The sequence below is a fragment of the Streptomyces sp. NPDC021356 genome (assembly GCF_040641015.1).
Classification (GTDB): Bacteria; Actinomycetota; Actinomycetes; order Streptomycetales; family Streptomycetaceae; genus Streptomyces.
The window spans coordinates 37,728-54,507 of sequence record NZ_JBFACU010000031.1; the positions used below are offsets into that span (position 1 = coordinate 37,728).

Annotated in this window: 12 protein-coding genes and 8 pseudogenes; 9 read left to right on the forward strand and 11 right to left on the reverse strand. The window is 69.3% G+C overall.

Going from position 1 to position 16,780, the window contains the following annotated elements:
* Window positions 1–38 precede the first annotated feature (38 nt).
* From AB0G56_RS31990 to AB0G56_RS32005, 4 genes and pseudogenes are all read right to left on the reverse strand, one after another.
* Window positions 39–1,280 carry an amidohydrolase family protein gene (locus AB0G56_RS31990; RefSeq protein ID WP_360976303.1) on the reverse strand — a complete coding sequence of 414 codons (1,242 nt, stop codon included), beginning with the start codon at window positions 1,278–1,280 and terminating at the stop codon, window positions 39–41.
* Between the two features lie 186 nt (window positions 1,281–1,466).
* Window positions 1,467–1,910: an Rrf2 family transcriptional regulator gene (locus AB0G56_RS31995; RefSeq protein WP_360976306.1), complete on the reverse strand. Its 444-nt coding sequence runs from the start codon at window positions 1,908–1,910 to the stop codon at window positions 1,467–1,469.
* 188 nt (window positions 1,911–2,098) lie between these two features.
* Window positions 2,099–2,215: pseudogene (locus tag AB0G56_RS32000) on the reverse strand (transcriptional regulator); the annotation flags it as partial.
* 8 nt (window positions 2,216–2,223) lie between these two features.
* Window positions 2,224–2,823, reverse strand: a complete 600-nt coding sequence (locus tag AB0G56_RS32005; RefSeq protein ID WP_360976309.1) for a TetR/AcrR family transcriptional regulator — start codon at window positions 2,821–2,823, stop codon at window positions 2,224–2,226.
* A 118-nt stretch (window positions 2,824–2,941) separates the two neighbouring features.
* Here AB0G56_RS32005 and AB0G56_RS32010 point away from each other — a divergent pair, with 118 nt between their 5' ends.
* The 5 genes and pseudogenes from AB0G56_RS32010 to AB0G56_RS32030 all read left to right on the forward strand — a co-directional run.
* The gene (locus AB0G56_RS32010) at window positions 2,942–3,691 is read left to right on the forward strand and encodes an SDR family oxidoreductase (RefSeq protein WP_360976312.1); all 750 of its coding nucleotides are present in this window, start codon (window positions 2,942–2,944) and stop codon (window positions 3,689–3,691) included.
* Window positions 3,692–3,705: 14 nt separating this feature from the next.
* The gene (locus AB0G56_RS32015; RefSeq protein ID WP_360976315.1) at window positions 3,706–4,455 is read left to right on the forward strand and encodes an SDR family oxidoreductase; all 750 of its coding nucleotides are present in this window, start codon (window positions 3,706–3,708) and stop codon (window positions 4,453–4,455) included.
* A gap of 43 nt (window positions 4,456–4,498) precedes the next feature.
* Window positions 4,499–4,675: pseudogene (locus tag AB0G56_RS32020) on the forward strand (transposase); the annotation flags it as partial.
* A gap of 173 nt (window positions 4,676–4,848) precedes the next feature.
* Window positions 4,849–4,953: pseudogene (locus AB0G56_RS32025) on the forward strand (IS5/IS1182 family transposase); the annotation flags it as partial.
* Window positions 4,954–5,195: 242 nt separating this feature from the next.
* Window positions 5,196–5,519, forward strand: a pseudogene (locus AB0G56_RS32030) (hypothetical protein); the annotation flags it as partial.
* Between the two features lie 17 nt (window positions 5,520–5,536).
* Here AB0G56_RS32030 and AB0G56_RS32035 read toward each other — a convergent pair.
* Window positions 5,537–5,887, reverse strand: a pseudogene (locus AB0G56_RS32035) (MerR family transcriptional regulator); the annotation flags it as partial.
* A 372-nt stretch (window positions 5,888–6,259) separates the two neighbouring features.
* Window positions 6,260–7,906 (reverse strand): serine/threonine-protein kinase, encoded by a 1,647-nt coding sequence (locus AB0G56_RS32040; protein WP_360976318.1) that lies wholly within the window; start codon window positions 7,904–7,906, stop codon window positions 6,260–6,262.
* Window positions 7,907–8,087: 181 nt separating this feature from the next.
* Here AB0G56_RS32040 and AB0G56_RS32045 point away from each other — a divergent pair, with 181 nt between their 5' ends.
* Window positions 8,088–8,768: an SMI1/KNR4 family protein gene (locus tag AB0G56_RS32045; RefSeq protein WP_360976462.1), complete on the forward strand. Its 681-nt coding sequence runs from the start codon at window positions 8,088–8,090 to the stop codon at window positions 8,766–8,768.
* A 695-nt stretch (window positions 8,769–9,463) separates the two neighbouring features.
* Here the strand turns inward: AB0G56_RS32045 and AB0G56_RS32050 are convergent.
* Window positions 9,464–10,084 (reverse strand): peptidoglycan-binding domain-containing protein, encoded by a 621-nt coding sequence (locus AB0G56_RS32050; protein WP_360976321.1) that lies wholly within the window; start codon window positions 10,082–10,084, stop codon window positions 9,464–9,466.
* Window positions 10,085–10,238: 154 nt separating this feature from the next.
* Window positions 10,239–10,796, reverse strand: coding sequence for a peptidoglycan-binding domain-containing protein (locus tag AB0G56_RS32055; RefSeq protein ID WP_360976324.1), 558 nt, complete (start codon window positions 10,794–10,796; stop codon window positions 10,239–10,241).
* A gap of 1,021 nt (window positions 10,797–11,817) precedes the next feature.
* On the opposite strand from AB0G56_RS32055, the pseudogene AB0G56_RS32060 reads away from it, so the two are divergent.
* From AB0G56_RS32060 to AB0G56_RS32070, 3 genes and pseudogenes are all read left to right on the forward strand, one after another.
* A pseudogene (locus tag AB0G56_RS32060) lies at window positions 11,818–12,213 on the forward strand (methyltransferase domain-containing protein); the annotation flags it as partial.
* A gap of 6 nt (window positions 12,214–12,219) precedes the next feature.
* Window positions 12,220–13,122 (forward strand): aminoglycoside phosphotransferase family protein, encoded by a 903-nt coding sequence (locus tag AB0G56_RS32065; protein WP_360976327.1) that lies wholly within the window; start codon window positions 12,220–12,222, stop codon window positions 13,120–13,122.
* A 372-nt stretch (window positions 13,123–13,494) separates the two neighbouring features.
* Window positions 13,495–13,677 (forward strand): annotated as a pseudogene (locus AB0G56_RS32070) (transposase); the annotation flags it as partial.
* Window positions 13,678–13,737: 60 nt separating this feature from the next.
* Here the strand turns inward: AB0G56_RS32070 and AB0G56_RS32075 are convergent.
* From AB0G56_RS32075 to AB0G56_RS32085, 3 genes and pseudogenes are all read right to left on the reverse strand, one after another.
* The gene (locus AB0G56_RS32075; protein ID WP_360976333.1) at window positions 13,738–14,472 is read right to left on the reverse strand and encodes a DUF4232 domain-containing protein; all 735 of its coding nucleotides are present in this window, start codon (window positions 14,470–14,472) and stop codon (window positions 13,738–13,740) included.
* Window positions 14,473–14,936: 464 nt separating this feature from the next.
* Window positions 14,937–15,823 (reverse strand): annotated as a pseudogene (locus tag AB0G56_RS32080) (IS5 family transposase).
* A 359-nt stretch (window positions 15,824–16,182) separates the two neighbouring features.
* Entirely contained in the window at window positions 16,183–16,719 is a 537-nt protein-coding gene (locus tag AB0G56_RS32085; RefSeq protein WP_360976336.1) for a hypothetical protein, read from the reverse strand.
* Window positions 16,720–16,780 lie beyond the last annotated feature (61 nt).

A 16,780-nucleotide genomic window follows, 5' to 3' on the forward strand; every position in this document is an offset into this window, starting at 1 on the left:
CCTGGCTCACCCGTTCACAGCTTCCCCGGACAGAGCATCTAGCGTTTGTCGACGGCGAGTTCGCCGTTCAGGAGCACCATGCGGAGATCGCGTACGTTGCGGATGTCCGTGGTGGGATCGGCGTTCAGCACGAGCAGGTCGGCGCGCTTGCCGGGGGCCACCGTGCCGAGGTCGGGGCGTACACACTGCCGCGACGCACCGCTGGTGCCTGCGACCAGCACCTGGGTGGGCGTCATCCCGGCCGCCACCATGAGTTCGGCCTCTTCCAGAGTGTTGGCTCCGAACAGGCCCCGACCACTGAAGGTGTCGCTGCCCAGCGCGATGTGCACGCCGCTCTCGGCGACCTTCCGGAGATTGCCACGGGCGTCCGGGTGGGCGTCGTCGATCCACAGCGTGGGTGTGTAGGTGATGCCGTGTTCGAGCATCAGGTCGATGAGCGAGCGGTCGGTGAGGGGCTCGACGGTGACCCCGTGCTCCAGGCCGTCCGCCCCGGCCTCGATCGCCTCGCGTGCCGCGGCTTGCTGGGTGGTGTGGACGGTGACCCGAAGACCCCGCTCGTGCCCGGTCTCGATACCCGCCCGAAGGAGGTCGAGGGGAAGCCGTTCCAACTCCACACCATCCGGAAAGGCAGGATTCTGCCAGAGGTATTTCGGCCCGCCGGAGTGTGCGCACGCCCCCTCTGACAGGAGTTTGATCGCGTCCACCTTGCGGTCAGCCAGGTGGTGCACCAGATCGCGGATCTCCTGCACGTTGCCGGCCTCCCCCGTGAAGCGCTCGCGCGCCCAGGGGTTGTCGCTGAAGACCGTGGCGGCGGGGTGCCCACCGCGTCCGGTGATGCCGCAACCGGTCGCCAGCAGTCGCGGGCCCCGCAGCGTGCCAGCGGCGATTCTGGCCCGTGTGGCCAGGATTCCGTCCGTCGGATCGCCCACCGACTTGATGGTGGTGATCCCGTGGTCGAGGAACAGCCCGAGCCGTCCCGGGAGCTCGTTCTCCTCGAAGGCCCGCATCGAATCGGGATCGGAGACCGCGCGTACGTCGTAGAAGTGGATATGAGTGTCGATCAGACCCGGCATGACCCATCCTCCGGCCGCGTCCACCTCCTGTCTGCCCCTGAGTGGCTCGGCCGATACGGAAGCGATCCGTGCGCCGTCGACGGCGACGTCATACAGGCCGGTGAGCGTCTGGCGGCCGTCGAAGACACGTGCGCGACTGATCACGAGGTCGTAGGTCGCAGGACCGCGAGCCTCGGCGGTCGCGGTCGCTTCGTTTTTCTGGTTCATCGCTCTCATTCCTGGCACGTAATGAGCAGGTGTTCAGGTTCGGGTGCGTGCAGATGGACGGTGCTGCTGACACCGGGAGCCGGGAGGTCCTGGAGCACCGGGCCCCGGAGCAAACTGCAACTAAGAGAGTTACAGTTTGGGTGTGCGTCATGACGCAGGACGTGTATGCGTCACACCACCGCTGAATCAGCGGTCCTTCGCTTCGTTGTCGGAGGCCAGTATCTGCTGCAGCAGGGCGGCGATCGTCGTCCTGCCGAGCCGTTCCTCCAGAGCCCGCTCCGCGTTCTGGAACTCGGCGTCGAGCAGGTCGCCGATGTTGCGGCCGACCGCACACGCCCCGCTGGGCGGATGGGGGTGCCTGGAGAAGATCTGCTCCCCCTCCACGGCGGCGTACGCGTCATAGAGCGTGATGTCCCGCGGGGTGCGAGCGAGGGACCAGCCACCTCCCCGCCCCTCGGTGGACCGCACGAGGTGAGCGTCTCTCAAGCGGCCGAGGATGCGCCGCACAAGAACTGGATTGCTTTCGAGGCTGTCCGCGATCTCGGCGGAAGTCAACGAGCCTCCCCGCCGGTGCGCCAGCATCGCAAGCGCGTGAATCGCGACGGCGCTTCTGCTGCTGAGCCCCGCCATCTTCGACTCCTGTCGCCGCCGACAACTGCCACCAACCTAGTTGCAGATAATGCGATGGTCAACCGAGGCGTCCGGGGGCCTCAGACCTGAGCAGGTCGGATGCACCCTGGTCGGCTCATCGCCTTCATGGCCCGACTCCGGACGAGTGACGGCCGCCCGGCCCGCCCGTCGCATTCCGAAACGATCAGTCAGTCGCCGCGGGCGACCGGCCCGGGATCCGCTTCGAGCGCCTCGGGCACTGCGTCGCCGTTCGCCATCGCCCACTCGGTCAGCATGTGGACCGGGCCGATGGGTGCCGCCCCGAGGGCTCCGGTCACGCCCGCAGCCCGTCCAGCGCCGTGTCGATCGCCGCCAGGGCCGCCGTCCTGTCGAGCCCCGCTCTCGACACGAGCGAGAGGCCTTGGACGATATAGAGGAGGAGTTGCGCCTGGGCCTCGGGGGGGCAGGTGTCCGTGACCTCTCCGGCGGCCTGTGCTCGGCGGAGCGCGCCGGCGACGATGTCGGTGAACCGGCGGTACGAGCGGGTGACGATCTCCGTGGCCTCACTGTCCTGGGGGACGAGTTCGGCGGTCGTGTTGCCGACCAGGCAGCCATGTGGCACGCCCACGTCGGAGATCAGTTCGTCCAGCCGCGCGGGATGGTTCAGGATCTCCCGCAGGGCCGGCAGGAGAGGGCTGGTGTCGAGCGCAGCGGTCAGGTGCCGCTCGTACACCTCCCAGTAGAGCCTGACGGCTTCGAGGTAGAAGCGGCGCTTGTCGCCGAACGCTCCGTAGAGGCTGCCTCGTTCGACCGCCAGCGCGTCGACCAGGTCCTGGATCGACGTCGCCCCGTATCCCCGGGACCAGAAGAGTTCGAGTGCGCGCTCCAGCGTCCGTTCCTTGTCGAACTCGCGGGGGCGTCCGGTTCGTGCCACACGGCCGATACTACGACTTCTTGACTCGGCGTTCAAGAAGTCGTAGCTTCCGTTGGGACACTTCTTGAACAGTCACACAGAAGTCGGTCGCTCGCCGACCGGCAGGGAGGGCGAAGCAATGGAATTCGCAGGCAAGACGGCACTCGTCACCGGATCCGGTGCGATCGGCGGACTCGGACACGCCACGGCCAAGGCGCTGGCCGCGGGCGGAGCCGGCCTCATCCTTACCGGTACCGATCCGCGGAGAGGCGCCCAGGTCGTGGAAGACCTCCGCGCAGCCGGTGGCGGCTCCGCCCAGACGGTGCGTTTCATCGCCGCCGATCTGTCCGGCCTGGCGGGCGTGCGGCAGCTGGCCGAGGACGCCGGAGCCGTCGACATCCTGATCAACAACGCCAGCGTGATGACGTTCTCCCCGACCACCGGTCAGGACCTCGCGAGCTACGACGCCGCCTTCGCGGTCAATGTGCGGGCGCCCTTCCTGCTCACCGGCCTGCTCGCGGAGAAGATGGCCGCGGGCGGCGGCGGCAGCATCGTCAACGTCAGCTCCACCGCGGCCGGCCTCGGCATGCCGGGCATGGCCGTCTACGGCGCCACCAAGGCGGCGCTCGAATCGCTCACCCGCACTTGGGCGGCGGAATACGCCGACTCGAACGTGCGGGTCAACGCCGTCGCTCCGGGCCCGATGCGCACCTCGAAGGTGGTCGCGGCAATGGGCCCGGACATGGGTGGCATGGGCCTGACCACCGCACTCAAGCGCACCTCCGACCCGGCCGAGGTGGCCCACGTGATCGCCTTTCTCGCCAGTGACCGGGCCAGTTACATGACCGGCGCGGTCGTGGCCGCCGACGGTGGCCGCACCGCAATCTGAAGGGAGACAGGACAATGGATCGTCTTGCAGGAAAGCACGCACTGATCACAGGAGGGACGAGCGGCATCGGCCTGGAAACGGCCCGCGAATTCCTCGCCGAGGGAGCGACCGTCGCCATCACCGGCCGCTCGCAGGAAAAGCTGGACGAGGCGGCCCGGGTGCTGGACGGCCCGCTGCTGACCATCGCCAGTGACGCCGGCGACGTACCCGGCCAGGCGGCGCTCGCGGCGCGCCTGCGGGAGGAATGGCCCAAGCTCGACATCCTGATGAGCAACGCCGCCGACGTCACCCACCTCCCCATCGAGGCATGGACCGAGGAGGCGTTCGACAGGCTCCTCGCGACCAATCTGAAGTCGCCGTTCTTCCTGATCAGGGACCTGCTGCCGCTCTTCTCGCAGCAGTCCTCGGTCATCCTCGTCGGCTCGGTCTCCGCGTACATCGGGCATGAGAACGCCACGGTCTACGGCGCGGCCAAGGCGGGCCTGCTCTCCTACACGCGCGGGCTGACCCATGAGCTGAAGGACCGGGGCATCCGCGTCAACGGCCTGAGCCCGGGCCCGACGATCACCAACGCGTTCGCGCCCCTCGGCCCCGAGCGCCAGGCCGCCCTCTACGAGGAACTCCGGCAGACCGTGCCTCTGCATCGCCTGGGAACCGCCACCGAGCTGGCGAAGGCGGCGGTCTACCTCGCGTCGGACGAATCCGCCTACACCGCAGGGACCGTGCTGCGCGTTGACGGAGGCATCGGGCAGCTCGCGTACTAGGCGGTTTCGTTCGGATCGTCTGATCGTTGGTCTGGGTGGGCCGTTGGCTGATGCGCAGTGGGCGCGGACCGAGCCGTTGCTCCCGGACCGGACGCTGAGGCGGAGTGGCCGCTGGTGGGACCTTCGTGAGGTGATCGACGCGATCGCCTACAAGTTCCAGACCGGGGCCCGGCGGGTGCATTCGCCGGAGAAGTCCGGCAACTGGCGGGGCGTCTTCAATCGGCTGCGGAGTGGGCGGTCGACGGCGCCTGGGAGCGGATGTTCACCGCCCTGGCTGGCCCAGGCCGGCGCGGACGAGGACCTGACCTGGGCCGTGTCGGTGAGCTCCGCGATCATGCGCGCTCACCGGCACGCGGCCGGGGCCTGCAAAAAGGGGCCCCGGACTGTGAGCCGGAGGACCATGCCATCGGCCGCTCCCGCGGCGGACCGACCACGAAGATCCACCACGCGGCCGACGGCCGGTGCCGGCCACCGGCGTTCGTCCTCACCGCCGGACAGGCCGGTGACGCACCCGCCTTCACGGGCATCGTGGACCGCCTGCGCGTTTCCCGCCGCCGCGGACGGTCCCGCACCAGGCCGGACATGGTCCTGGCGTCCCGCACCAGGCCGGACATGGTCCTGGCGTCCCGCACCAGGCCGACATGGTCCTGGCTGACAAGACATCCCACGCGGATAAGCGTCAACCGCCGCTGCTTGCAGCTCCGGTGGGGCCTGTGGGAAAGCGATCGTTTCGTTGGTAGGCGTACTCGTCCCGCGAGATCGGCGACCACCTGCGCAGACGCGGCATCCGCGCGGTGATCCCTGAACGGGCCGACCAGCGGGCCGACCGGACCCGGCGCGGGCCAGCCGGGCCCGGCGCGGACCAGCCGGACCCGGCGCGGACCAGCGGCGGCAGACCGCCCGCCTTCGACCGAGGGGCCTACAAACAGCGCAACACCGTCGAGCGGTGCATGTGCGCCACGTTGAAGCAGTGGCGCGGCATCGCCACCCGCTACGAGAAGACCGCGACCATCTATCTGACCGGACTCCACGTCGCGGGCATCTTCCTCCGGTCCGCGCGCTGATCCGAACGTCCCCCAGTTCACGGAACTTCGTCCGGCGACCGTGCCAGGTACGCGTGGTTGTCCTCGATGAGGTGGTCCAGCGCGGCCCTGGCGGCCGCGAGGCCGTCCATGGCCTCAGACAGCCGGGCCCGCTCGCGGCCCATGATTTCCAGCGCCTGCCGCGCCCTGTCCTCGGTCGGCTCGGACATGCAGGGCGCCATCTCGGCGATGGTGCCGCTGGACATGCCTGCTGCCAGGAACGCCTGCACGAGGCGCACCCGCTGGACGTGCTCGTCCTCGTAGTGGCGCTGTCCGCTGGGCGAACGGGAGCTGACGAGCAGGCCCTGCTCCTCGTAGTAGCGCAGCGACCGGCGGCTGGCTCCGGTCCGTCAGCTCGGTCCACTCGCGCAGTTGCGGGAGGGCCTGCGCCCGCAGGACGGCGCGAACGGCGGCGCGGTCTGCGGCGGCCACCGGGTGGACGTCGATGGTGAAACCGACCGAGTCCGGGTGGACGCCCCGGCCGTAGGTACGTGAGTGCGGAGCCACCCACGCCACTTGCAGGACTATGGTCCCGCTGTCGTCCCCGGGGAGGAACCGCAGCTCCCTGAGGTGGTGCAGGTGCGGGCCGAGATACTCGGTGACGTCGGTTCTCGTCAGGGGTCAGGCACGGTGCCGGGGCAGCCGTCGGTTGCGTGCGGACATGCCGGACAGAATCGCAGACGGGGACGAGTCGGGGCGGTCGCCCCTGCACGCGACGCCGGTCAGCCCCAGATGGGCTTCTCACGATTCTCCGGCTCGTCCGTGAGGAACCCGTCGAGGATACGGGCGGTCTGTACCGCCCTGCTCGTGCAGAACTTCTGCCGGTCCGTCTCGTCCGCGGGGATCTCGGACTCGCTGTACCAGACAGTGACGAAGAGGTTGTCGCGCCGGAAATGAACCCATGTCGAGTCCTTCTTGCCGGACTTCTCGCTCGACTCGTCCTTGACCGACTGCAGCGCCTCGTCCGCCGGCAGGTCGGACTCCGGTACTTCGCTGGTGTTGATGGTGCGGTCGTAGGGATTGGGACCACGCGTGATCGCGGCCATCTCCTTGCGCGCGTCCGCCTCGCTGTCGAGCAGCCGCGCGTTGAGGACCAGCTGGAAGGGGATGGTGCCGTCCGCCTTCCATCCGCAGTTCGCGTTCTTGCTGTCGTTGTCGGTCTCGGTGAGCTCCCAGGCCGCCAGCTGGTTGAATCCGCGTAACCGGTTTCGCTCCAGGGAGCCGCACACGTTCGGCATCCGCTGGAACCGGGCCGTCGCCGTGGGGCTCGGACCGGGGCTCGATCCCGTGCCGTCGGCACGGTCGGTGCTGTGCTCGGCCGTGGCGTAGTGGACGACGGTGGCCACCAGGGCGAGGGCCACGGGAAGGGCCGCGAGAAGCAGGATGCTTCCACGGGCGGTCCGACGTCGGGCCGGGACGTGGGCCTTGGGCGGCTCCGGGACGGGGTCCTTGGGCGGCTCCGCACCCTCTTCGTGGCCTCCGTCGCCTCGAAGGGCGCGCGTGGGGGCGGGCGGCGCGAGCGGGACGGTTCGGCCGGGGTCCTCGCGCAGCCGGGCGAGGCGTTGCCGCACGGCCGTCGCCGTACGGGGACGGCCGTCCGGGTCGCGCTGGAGGAGGTCCGTCAGCAACCGGGCCACCGCCGCCGGGACGTCGGGACGTACCGCGGTCACCCGCCGGGGCTCTTCGTCGAGTTTGCGGCGGACCACCGCCAGCGGACTGCCGTCGCCGAACGGCGGCTCCCCGGTGAGCAGAGCGAACAGGACGCTGCCGAGGGCGTAGAGGTCGGAGCGTTCGTCACCCCGCTGGTCCAGGAACTGCTCCGGCGCTCCGTACTGTGCGGTGCCCACCGGCGAGAGCAGGCTGGTCGGCGCGACCGTGAACGTGTGGGTGTGCGTGAAGCCCGCGATGCCGAAGTCCACGACCTTGACGCGGCCGTTGGCGGTGAGCATGACGTTGGACGGCTTGATGTCGTAGTGCACGACGTTGACGGCGTGCGCGGCGACCAAGGCGGCGCAGATCTCCTCGGCGATCCCCAGGGCGCGCCCCACGGGCTGGGGGCCGTGCCGGTGCAGATGCTGGGCGAGGCTGGTGCCCTCGACGTGCTCCATGACCAGGAAGTGCACGTCCTCATGGACGCCGCGATCATGGAGGGCCACGACGTTCGGGTGGTTGATCTGGGCGGCGGCGACGGCCTCGCGTGCGAAGCGCTGGAGCAGCTCGGGCGACGCGGTGTCGTCGTGGTGCAGGAGCTTGACGGCGACATCGCGGTGCAGGTCCCGGTCACGGGCGGACCACACCTCACCCATGCCGCCCCGGCCGAGCGGCCGCGTCAGCTCGTACCTGCCCGCGATGAGAGCGCCCCGCTCCACCCGCCACCTCCCGTAATCGGTACCGGCGTCAGCATGACGGATCACGCCGGGATGCGGCAGCCGGTTCCCGGTGCTCCCCGACCTTCATGATGATTTCCTCGAGCAGACCTCGTCGAAGACGGCCGACGGCAGCGCGAGGTCCCGCACCCCGGGTGTCGATGGCGGCACGTACGGTCTGCATATGACTGATCAGTGGTGGGTGAACGTACGTCAGCGCGTCGAGGTGGCGGGTGCAGGTCCCGCAGGCAGCAAGGTGTTCGGGGCATGGGGACACAGGTGGATCATGGAAGACCCGCTCACCCAGGACGAGCTTGCCGAACTCGAAGCTCAGATGGGCGTGCGGCTGCCGCAGGAGTACCGAGTCTTCCTGCTCCACGTCGGCGCGGGCGGCGCCGGCCCCGCGCACGGTTTGTTCCCGGTTCGCCGTGTGCAAGGCCGCTGGCGCTGGGAGGGTGACGGCGCGGACCTGGCCGACCTGTCCGGGCTTGCCGAGCCCTTTCCCCGCCAGGGGCCGGACCCGGAACTGCTCACCGACGTCCTCGCCCAACGCCCTGGGGAAGAAGACTTCGACGCCGTCGAGGACTTCGACGACGCCATCGAGGCGTGGGACGAACGGTGGGAGAGCGTCATGTTCGCCCCTGAGCGCACCGCCGGCGCCATCGTGATCTGTCACCTGGGCTGCGCCCAAAGAGAGTGGCTGATCATCAGCGGCAGCCACCGCGGCACGATCTGGTCCGACTGCCGGGTAGACGACGTCGACCTCGCTCCGCTCCTCGACGACGAGGGGCTGCCTATGACGTTCGCCCGCTGGTACACCACCTGGCTGGAAGCAGCCGAGCGTACAGCCCTGTCGATGCCATAGCTCGCCCCTTGGCACACCTGAGCGTTGCAGTTGGCCAGACGGGCCAGACAGAGCGCTCAGCCGAGCCAGGTGGAGCGCTCAGTTACAACAGGCATGCGGGACTACGCTGTGGCCTCTGGCGCCGAGGACTCCCGCATCTCCGATGCGGATCTCGAGCAGCACCTGGGTCCACCTCAGCGACCGGACACATCAGCCCGCGCGCCAGCCTCACGTCTTCCAGCCCGCCGCGCGGCAGACGGCAACCCCAGCGCGCTGTCTGTATCGAGGACCTTCCTGCGAAGGCGACAGCGCGACCAGGGAGCCCCACCATCAGCCGGACGCCCGACGCCAGATCAAGACTTCCATCCCTTCAGGCCCTTCCAGCTTCCTGCGCCGCCTTCTTCGACGGCTGGGACGGCGAGCGCGTATCCGAGCCCATGCCGCCCGATGGCTGGCTGGAGCTGAACGCCCAGTTCACAGCACTTCGGGCTGAACGAGACGAGCGGGCACTCAGCCTGCGCACCGGTGGGCGCTCCGCAGGCTGAGAAGCGGCCTGCAGGCCGCATGCCCGGAGAGGCGCTGCTGCTCGCCTCTGTGCTGCCCGCCGTCGGCCTGGCCCGCCCGGCACGGCGTCGTCCGTGCCGCGTCCCGCGCCCGTGCCGGGCCGCCGTGCGGCGCCCCCGCGCGCTCCGGGCCGCCCGGCCCCGTGCCGAGGCTCAGGTGCAGGTGAGGTAGTTGTATCCGGCGCTGCGGACGACACCGCTGCTGTCGTAGAAGTCGTAGTGGCCGTCACCGTTACGCCAGAGGTTGAACGAGTGTTTCGACCCCACGTATGTGGTGACGCCGCTGCCGTTGTCGGTCGCGAGACCGTAGCCGTGGGCGAAGGGGGCATGGCCACTGGCCGCGGTGAACGTGTCCTTGCCCGCGGCACCGTCGGCGTACTTCAAGCCCATCCACTTCGTCTGGAAATTCACAGTGGCGGTTTTGGTGGCCGAGCCGAACCTTCCGTCTACTTCCCCCCAGCTGAGGTAGCCGTACGACCACAGGACCTTCTGCCACAAGCATGTGGCGTTGGAGTTCGTGTTCGAGCTGGTGGACAGGATGCCTTCGTCGGTCCAGTCGTCCATGAAGTCCCCTTGACCGCCGATGTAGGCGGCGCCGGTGTAGCTGTTACTGGCGGACGCGGGTGCGGCGGTCAGACCGCCGATCACCAGTGCCGCCATGGCGGCCGTCAGCGCCATCGTGAGGCGTGGCCGGACGTGTGACGACATGGGCTTCCTTCTTTGGCTGGTGGGCCCCGCCACGGCCATGCGCCGGGCACCGGTGACAATCGACATGGATGTACCTCCGTGTGTGTCGTCGTGCTCTGAAGAGGGCCGGATGTCTTCCTGGAGTCGTCCGGCCGTATGAGCTGGAGTTCTGGGCGCATGCCTGAGCTGTCGCCGGGAGACGGCCAGGCCGTGCCGCACGCTCTGTCGGTCGCCGTTCCGGTCAGCGGCAGGCACTGAACGTCGCCTTGCCGTAGTACAGGGGCCGCAGTTCATTGCCGAGGTACATGCTCCAGACGCCGCTGCTGGAGCGGACGAACGTCACGTAACGTCCCGTCTCCCCGTGGTTCGCCGTCAGGCCCACGTAGACGTACCGGTCGCCGCCGGCCTCGTCCAGTGCACGGCCGGCGTAGTGCAGGGTCTTCGGTCCGACGATGCCATCGGCCACCAAGCCGGCTGCCGCGTAACGGTGCTGCCACCGCTTCGTGGTGTACTGCGTCTGCGCCCCGAAGACACAGTCGATGTCCGCCAGGGACATCGGCTTCCCGTCGGGTTTCAACGACTTGTCAGCCCACAGTACGGCCTGCCACATCGCGGCCACGTTGCTCCGCGTGTGGGAGGTCGTGGAGACGATGCCCTCGTCGTTCCAGTCGTCCTTGTAGTACCCGCTGCCGGTGACGACGCCTTGGGCCTCGCTGGCCTGCGCCGGAGAACCGAGCGTGGCCACCAGGACCACGGCAGCCGCCGCGCACATCCCAGCGATGAGTTTGTGCGGTCTCACTCTTCCTCCTGTCAACGCAAGGGCCGGCGACCTGTCGGCAGGGTCCTCCCGCTGCCCGCCAAGTCGTCGATGGCCCACCTCCTGGTCGCCGTGAACCCTATGGCCGGCAGGCGCGGATGCCATCCAACCCAGGTTGGTAAACCACGGCGGTAGCCACCTACAACCGGGGCCGTACGACACGGTGCCAGTCCGTCCGGCTCTGCCCGCCGTCGGCTGCCACGGCGGTGTGTGCCGCCAAGGGGCCGCGGCCACGGAGACACGGTGACCGGGGCCCAGAACCAGCAGTCGCGGAAAGGCCGACCGCCGCTGGCAGAGACACCCAGCCCATCCGAAGCCTGCTGGAGCTACCTCTCCCTCCTGATCACTACCAGCGCATGCCGAGGGTGGTCCACTCCGCGCGCTGCTCGTCGGACAGATTGTCGGCGCGGCGTCGGGTGTTGTCGCCGACGGCGCCCAGTCGGATCTCGGTCACCGTCCGACAGCACCTCTACCGCCTTCCGTGGTACCCGCAGGTGCCCATCCCGCTCGAAGAACGGCCGCGGCGTCGCCAGGTCGACCGCGCGCGCCGCCTCCCGCCGCCCCACCGGCCGCACCGCCGCGCCCTCGGCGACGGGGCTGGGCTCCAGCCCGAGCGACTCCAGCAGGTACTGCTGCGGGGGCATCAGCCGGTCCCGTCCCGCACGCTGCGCGGCCGCCCACGCTCCCAGGCCTTCGCCCTGCACGATCACATCACCCGCGGCCTCGGGGAGCGGGCCGCCGGCCCTCACGTGTGCCTGGCACAACCGGTAGACGCGCTGCCGTCCCGCATCCCACACCGGGCACCATCCCGCGTCGTTCGCTTCCAGCGCCTTCCCGCGCGCCTCGGACAGCTCCCCGGTACTGGACCGTCCTGCTCGCCTGCCGCGCGCCACTCGGCGTTCCTGACGGTGTGGCGGGCCGCGGCGCGCTGGTTGTCGGCCCATCGACCGAGGGCCTGTCCTTCCCACACCGGCATCGGCATCAGCGCCGGGATGCCGCGCCGGCGAGGCGGCGGCTCGGCGACGATGCAGCCCTCCACGTGGTCGACCTACGCGACGTTCGCCGACGGGAGGTTCGACGACGTGGTCGCGGCGCCGGTGCTGCGCTCCCTGGAGGACTGGGGGCCGACGCTGGCCGAGTTGCGGCGGGTACTCCGGCCCGGCGGCCGGCTGATCGCGTCGGTGAGCCATCCTTTCACGGCGTACGCGCACCGGGGTCCCCGACCTGACCACCACGCGACTACCAGCCATACCTTCGACTTCCGGACGGCTTCCAGGGCCTGTCGGCCCATCCCGACTTCCTGTTCTTCGTCGTCGAGGTACCGCCGTCGGCTGCCGGCCCGGGCAGCTGGCCGGTCGCGGATCACGAGCGAACCCGGAATCCTGCCCCAGTACTGTGACTTCGCATGACCGACACCGAGATCGAGATCACCGCAGACCTGGTCCGCGACCTGCTGCAGGAGCAACATCCAGACCTTGCAGGGCTGGCCATCCGCGAGGTGGCGGGTGGCTGGGGCAACCAAATGTGGCGCCTCGGGAACGAGTTGGCCGTGCGCATGCAGCGCATGGATCCCACCCCGGAGCTCCAGCTCAAGGAGCGGCGGTGGCTACCCGTGCTCGCCCCACGCTTGCCGCTCCCGGTGCCGACCCCGGTACGGTTCGGCGAACCGTCCGAGCGCTTCCCCAAGCACTGGACCGTGATGACGTGGGTTCCCGGCGAGCCGCTGGACCACAGCTCGATCAGCCGCGGCGACCATGCGGCCGACACGCTGGCGGGCTTCCTCCGGGCGCTCCACGGGGAGGCGCCCGCCGAGGCGCCGATCAGCTCGGACTTCGGCGCTCACCCCAAGAAGTGCACGGACGGCTTCGACCACTTCTTCCACTCCGTCGTCCCCGACGACCTCGCCGACGATGTCCGGGCCGTCTGGGACGACGCCGTCGCGGCGCCCGAGTGGGAGGGCCCGCCACTCTGGGTGCACGGCGACCTTCATCCCGCGAATGTCGTCGTCTCGGACGGAACGCTCTCGGGCATCGTCGACTTCGGCGCCCTGTTCGCCGGCGATCCGGCGTGGGACCTCGCGGCCGCATGGGTCATCCTTCCCGCGGGCGCCGCCTCGCGGTTCTTCAACGTGTACGCGCAGGCAGACGGGGGGACGATCCGGCGCGCTCGCGGTCTGGCCGCTCTGAAAAGCCTGTTCCTCATGCTCATGGGACAGAACGGAGACCGGGGCCTTCCCGGCGGCAAGCCGACATGGGGCCCCGCAGGCCAGGCAGCACTCGGTCGTGTGCTGAGCGGCGGTCTGAGATAGGCGCGGAGCGACCGAGCCGCATCCGATACCCGCTGCCGGCATTGCCGCGATCTCTGTCCCGTCCCCGCCGGTCGGTGGCGGGATTCCCGGAGTACGACGACCCGCCCCGGCCGGCGGACGCGGCGCTCACTCCTCCTGGTCGTCGTCAACGTCAAGGTCGGCAGTGTGCGGGGCGCGCGGGGGCCGCAGCCCGCCGGGCACGCAGCAAGCGCTGCCGCCGGACGGACGTGACCTGATAGGAGCCTAAAGCCGACTCGCCAAAGCGTCCCCGCGACAGTCCTGTCCGTCCGACCGGCGACAGCGTGAACTCCACGCTACCGACCGGAGGGACCACCCGTGCAGCACAGCGAGCAGCCCAGGTCCGGGCATGTCGTGATCGGCGTCGACACACACAAGCACGTGCACGTCGCGGCCGTGATGGACACGATCGGCGGGATCCTGGCGACCCTGACGATCCCCACCGACACCGGCGGGTTTCAGCAACTGGCAGACTGGGCCGCCTCGTTCGGCACCATCCTGGCCTTCGGGGTCGAGGGCACCGGATCCTACGGCGCCACGCTGACCAACGGGGGCTCTGGGGCCGGTGTCTTGCGGGGGCCGGAATTGTTGGTGCGGTCACTTGCCGGTGCCGGTGTGGTAGCCGACGGGGTCGACGTATACGTCGGGGGCGTTGCCGGTGGTGGCGGGGACGGTGATGTTCAGGCCGTCGAGGTTCATGACGTCGAAGACGGTTTCGTTGGGCGGGGTGACGGCGAGCCTGGTGTAGGTCTTGCCGGAGCCGCTGGTGTCGGGGATGTAGTGGAGGAGGAAGCGGGTCTCCTCGCCGGGGGCGATGGTGACGGTGGGCGCGGTGGTGTCGGTGCGGGCGGCGTCGGGGCCTTTGTCGCCCAGGCCGTCGGGGCCGAGGAGCTGGACGCCGGGGAAGCCGTGCATGCGGCAGGTGGCGGAGCCGGTGTTCTTCAGGTTGACGACGATCTCGTTCTTGACTCCGGCTGATGCGGCGCTGAAGCCGAGGTGCTCGGTCTTGCACGGGGCGCCCGACGCCGTGGTCCCGGTCCGGGCGGGGGTCTTCTTCCCTGTGCCGCCGCTGGTGCCGGTGTGGCTGCCGGTGCTGCCGCTGGTGCCGGTGCCGGTGCCGGTTGCGGTGCCGCCGGTGGTGTCGCTGGAGGTGCCGGAGGAAGCGTCGGAGGAAGCGTCGGCCGCGCCCTGGCCGCCCGTGGAGCTGTTCGTGGAAGCCGACGTGCTGTTCTGGGTGGCCGCGCTCGAACCGTCGCTGGCGCCGCACGCGGTCAGCGAGAGGCCGGTCGCGGCGACGATCACGGCGAGGGCGGAGATCTTCTTGACGCGCATGCGCACTCCTTGGAAGTGGTCTTGTGCGGCCCGCTCGGACTGGCGAGCCGCTGTCGCTTTTGAGGATGCCTGCTTCCGGTCGGGCCGTTGCGCTGTGATGTGGATCAAGATGTTCCTGTGACAGGCGAGTCGATGGGCCGTGACAACCCTTTGCGTAAAAAGGGGCGAACCGGATGAACCGGCATGGCTGCCGGAACTCAACGGGGCCGGCCGTGTTCAGCACAGAACTTGGGCAGGCTCATCGCCCACAGCAAGTCGCCGAAGACCGAGAAGGCCGAGGAGCGGACGCCCTGGCTGGCCTTCGACCTGATTCCGCCGCCGGTGGCGCACATCGCGTGACGCTCATGTGTGACGAGCACCGCCCGGTGCTGGAGCTGCGCCAGACGCTGGCGTGGCCGGCGAATGCGGTCGCACAGATCCGTTGGGTGAACGGACAGCACCGCGAACTGGTCTGACCGATCGCTTCAGAATGCGGTCCATAGCCGTCTCAAGCAGATGATGGCGTAGGCGAGTTGGAGGAGCCCCCGGTGGATTTCGGCGCGTATCTCGTAGCGGATGTGCAGGCGTTTGAGCTGGTGCAGCCACGCAGGGTTCTCTCTACCACCCAACGGGTCTTGTCCAGGCCGGAGCCGTGCGGGGCGCCGCGTCGCGCGATCTTCGGGACGATGCCGCGGACCCATAGGAGTCGGCGGTACTTGCGGAAGTCGTAGCCTCGGTCGACGTACACGCGCTTCGGCTTGTGGCGAGGACGGCCACGTCGGCCCCGGATGCGCGGAATCGCGTCCAGGAGCGGGATGAACTGGGTGACGTCGTGCCGGTTGCCGCCGGTCAGCGAGACGGCAAGCGGGGTGCCGTGGCGGTCGACGATCACACGGTGCTTGCTGCCGGGGCGGCTTCGGTCGACCGGCGAGGGCTCAGTGTGCCCCCCATTTTCAGCGCCCTGACGTGCGAGCCGTCGATCGCGCAGTCGTCCATGTCCAACCGGTCGACACGTCGTACCTCGACGAGCAGGATCTCATGCAGGCGTGGCCATACCACGGCCTCGGGCCAGTCCCGCAGCCGCCGCTGGCAGATGACCTCGGAGCAGCCGATCCGTTCGGACGGGACGTTCGTGTACGCCGCTCATGGTCAGGTCGGCGGTCCGTGGCCGACGATGCCCCGTCGGACTCGCTGCGGACCGTGTGCGCTGACACCGTGCGCCGTACAACCACGACCCCTTGCGCAGGACATACACGGTCCCTGCCAGTGCAGTACGGTCGTCGACCGGCTTCCGCCCGGGCCGGCGCACAGCGCGCGGACCGAGATCATGACGATCCGTGAGGACGGCACCAGTCTCACCTGCCTGACCCACGGCCCTGGACCAGCTCATCGTTCCTCCAGTAGTTCGGGAGGAGGGCCCCGCTGGGATCGTACGACCTGGACCCTGTCGTGGGCCACGCTACGTCCGGTCAGGCACTCGCGAAACCCGCGCCGCTGGGCCAGGCTGAAGAAGAGGTCGTCGAACCTGGCCGCGTAGTCCTCCAACGGCTCAGGGGGCGGACACGGGCGGTGAGCGGTCCTCTTCTCCCTTCCCGGCAAGGCAGTTGACTCCTACCTCCCCTCTACGACCAACCCGACGTGCCGTCAACCCATCACCATCGGATTCAACGAACTACCGGTGAATGCGGACGCGCACTTCTCCCGTCCTGCGCCGCCGCGCAGCGACTCGAGTCAGGCGGCCTCCGCCGTGACCGAGGCGCCGGGTGCGACCGGCACCGTGACATAACTGTATGTCGTGCCGTTCACCTGCTTCGTCCGCGCCCGGTGGGAGAGTCCGTTCACCTTGATCGACCTGTGACTGCCTGCGAAGCGCGCCTCCCAGGTGCAGGTGTCGGGGCCCGCGGCGTTGGTGAGGGTGGACTTCGTCGTACCGTCGTGCCGCAGGGTGAACGTGTTGCGGCCTACCCGCAGGTCCTTGACCTGGAGCCAGCTCATACCGGAAGGCAGCCGGGCCGCAGTGGCGAGCGCGTGGTCGGGCGCGTCGGGCTGGACGCCCATCAGCCCCTCGACCGTCTGACTGACCAGCGTGTACGACACTTCGGGGTAGTCACCGTTGGTGCCCTGCTCGGCGACGGGGTGTTCGTCGTCACGGCGGTCGTAGACGTACTGCATCCACTTCCAGGCGGTGTCGTTGCGGTTGTAGGCGAAGAACGTGTCCGGAAGGCAGGTGATCGCCTCGACGTTGGACGGCTTGCCGTCACCGTCCACGCACCGTCCGAGTTCTTCGGCGACCAGTGTGCGGCAGAGGTCTTCCTGAAATCCCTCAAGA

What these genes read in the sequence shown, in the direction of transcription:
- AB0G56_RS32010 (WP_360976312.1), top strand. Translation starts at nt 2,942, where the DNA reads ATGGAATTCGCAGGCAAGACGGCACTCGTCACCGGATCCGGTGCGATC.
- AB0G56_RS32075 (WP_360976333.1), bottom strand. Translation starts at nt 14,472, where the DNA reads ATGCGCGTCAAGAAGATCTCCGCCCTCGCCGTGATCGTCGCCGCGACC.
- AB0G56_RS32045 (WP_360976462.1), top strand. Translation starts at nt 8,088, where the DNA reads ATGACTGATCAGTGGTGGGTGAACGTACGTCAGCGCGTCGAGGTGGCG.
- AB0G56_RS31990 (WP_360976303.1), bottom strand. Translation starts at nt 1,280, where the DNA reads ATGAACCAGAAAAACGAAGCGACCGCGACCGCCGAGGCTCGCGGTCCT.
- AB0G56_RS32015 (WP_360976315.1), top strand. Translation starts at nt 3,706, where the DNA reads ATGGATCGTCTTGCAGGAAAGCACGCACTGATCACAGGAGGGACGAGC.
- AB0G56_RS31995 (WP_360976306.1), bottom strand. Translation starts at nt 1,910, where the DNA reads ATGGCGGGGCTCAGCAGCAGAAGCGCCGTCGCGATTCACGCGCTTGCG.
- AB0G56_RS32065 (WP_360976327.1), top strand. Translation starts at nt 12,220, where the DNA reads ATGACCGACACCGAGATCGAGATCACCGCAGACCTGGTCCGCGACCTG.
- AB0G56_RS32050 (WP_360976321.1), bottom strand. Translation starts at nt 10,084, where the DNA reads ATGTCGATTGTCACCGGTGCCCGGCGCATGGCCGTGGCGGGGCCCACC.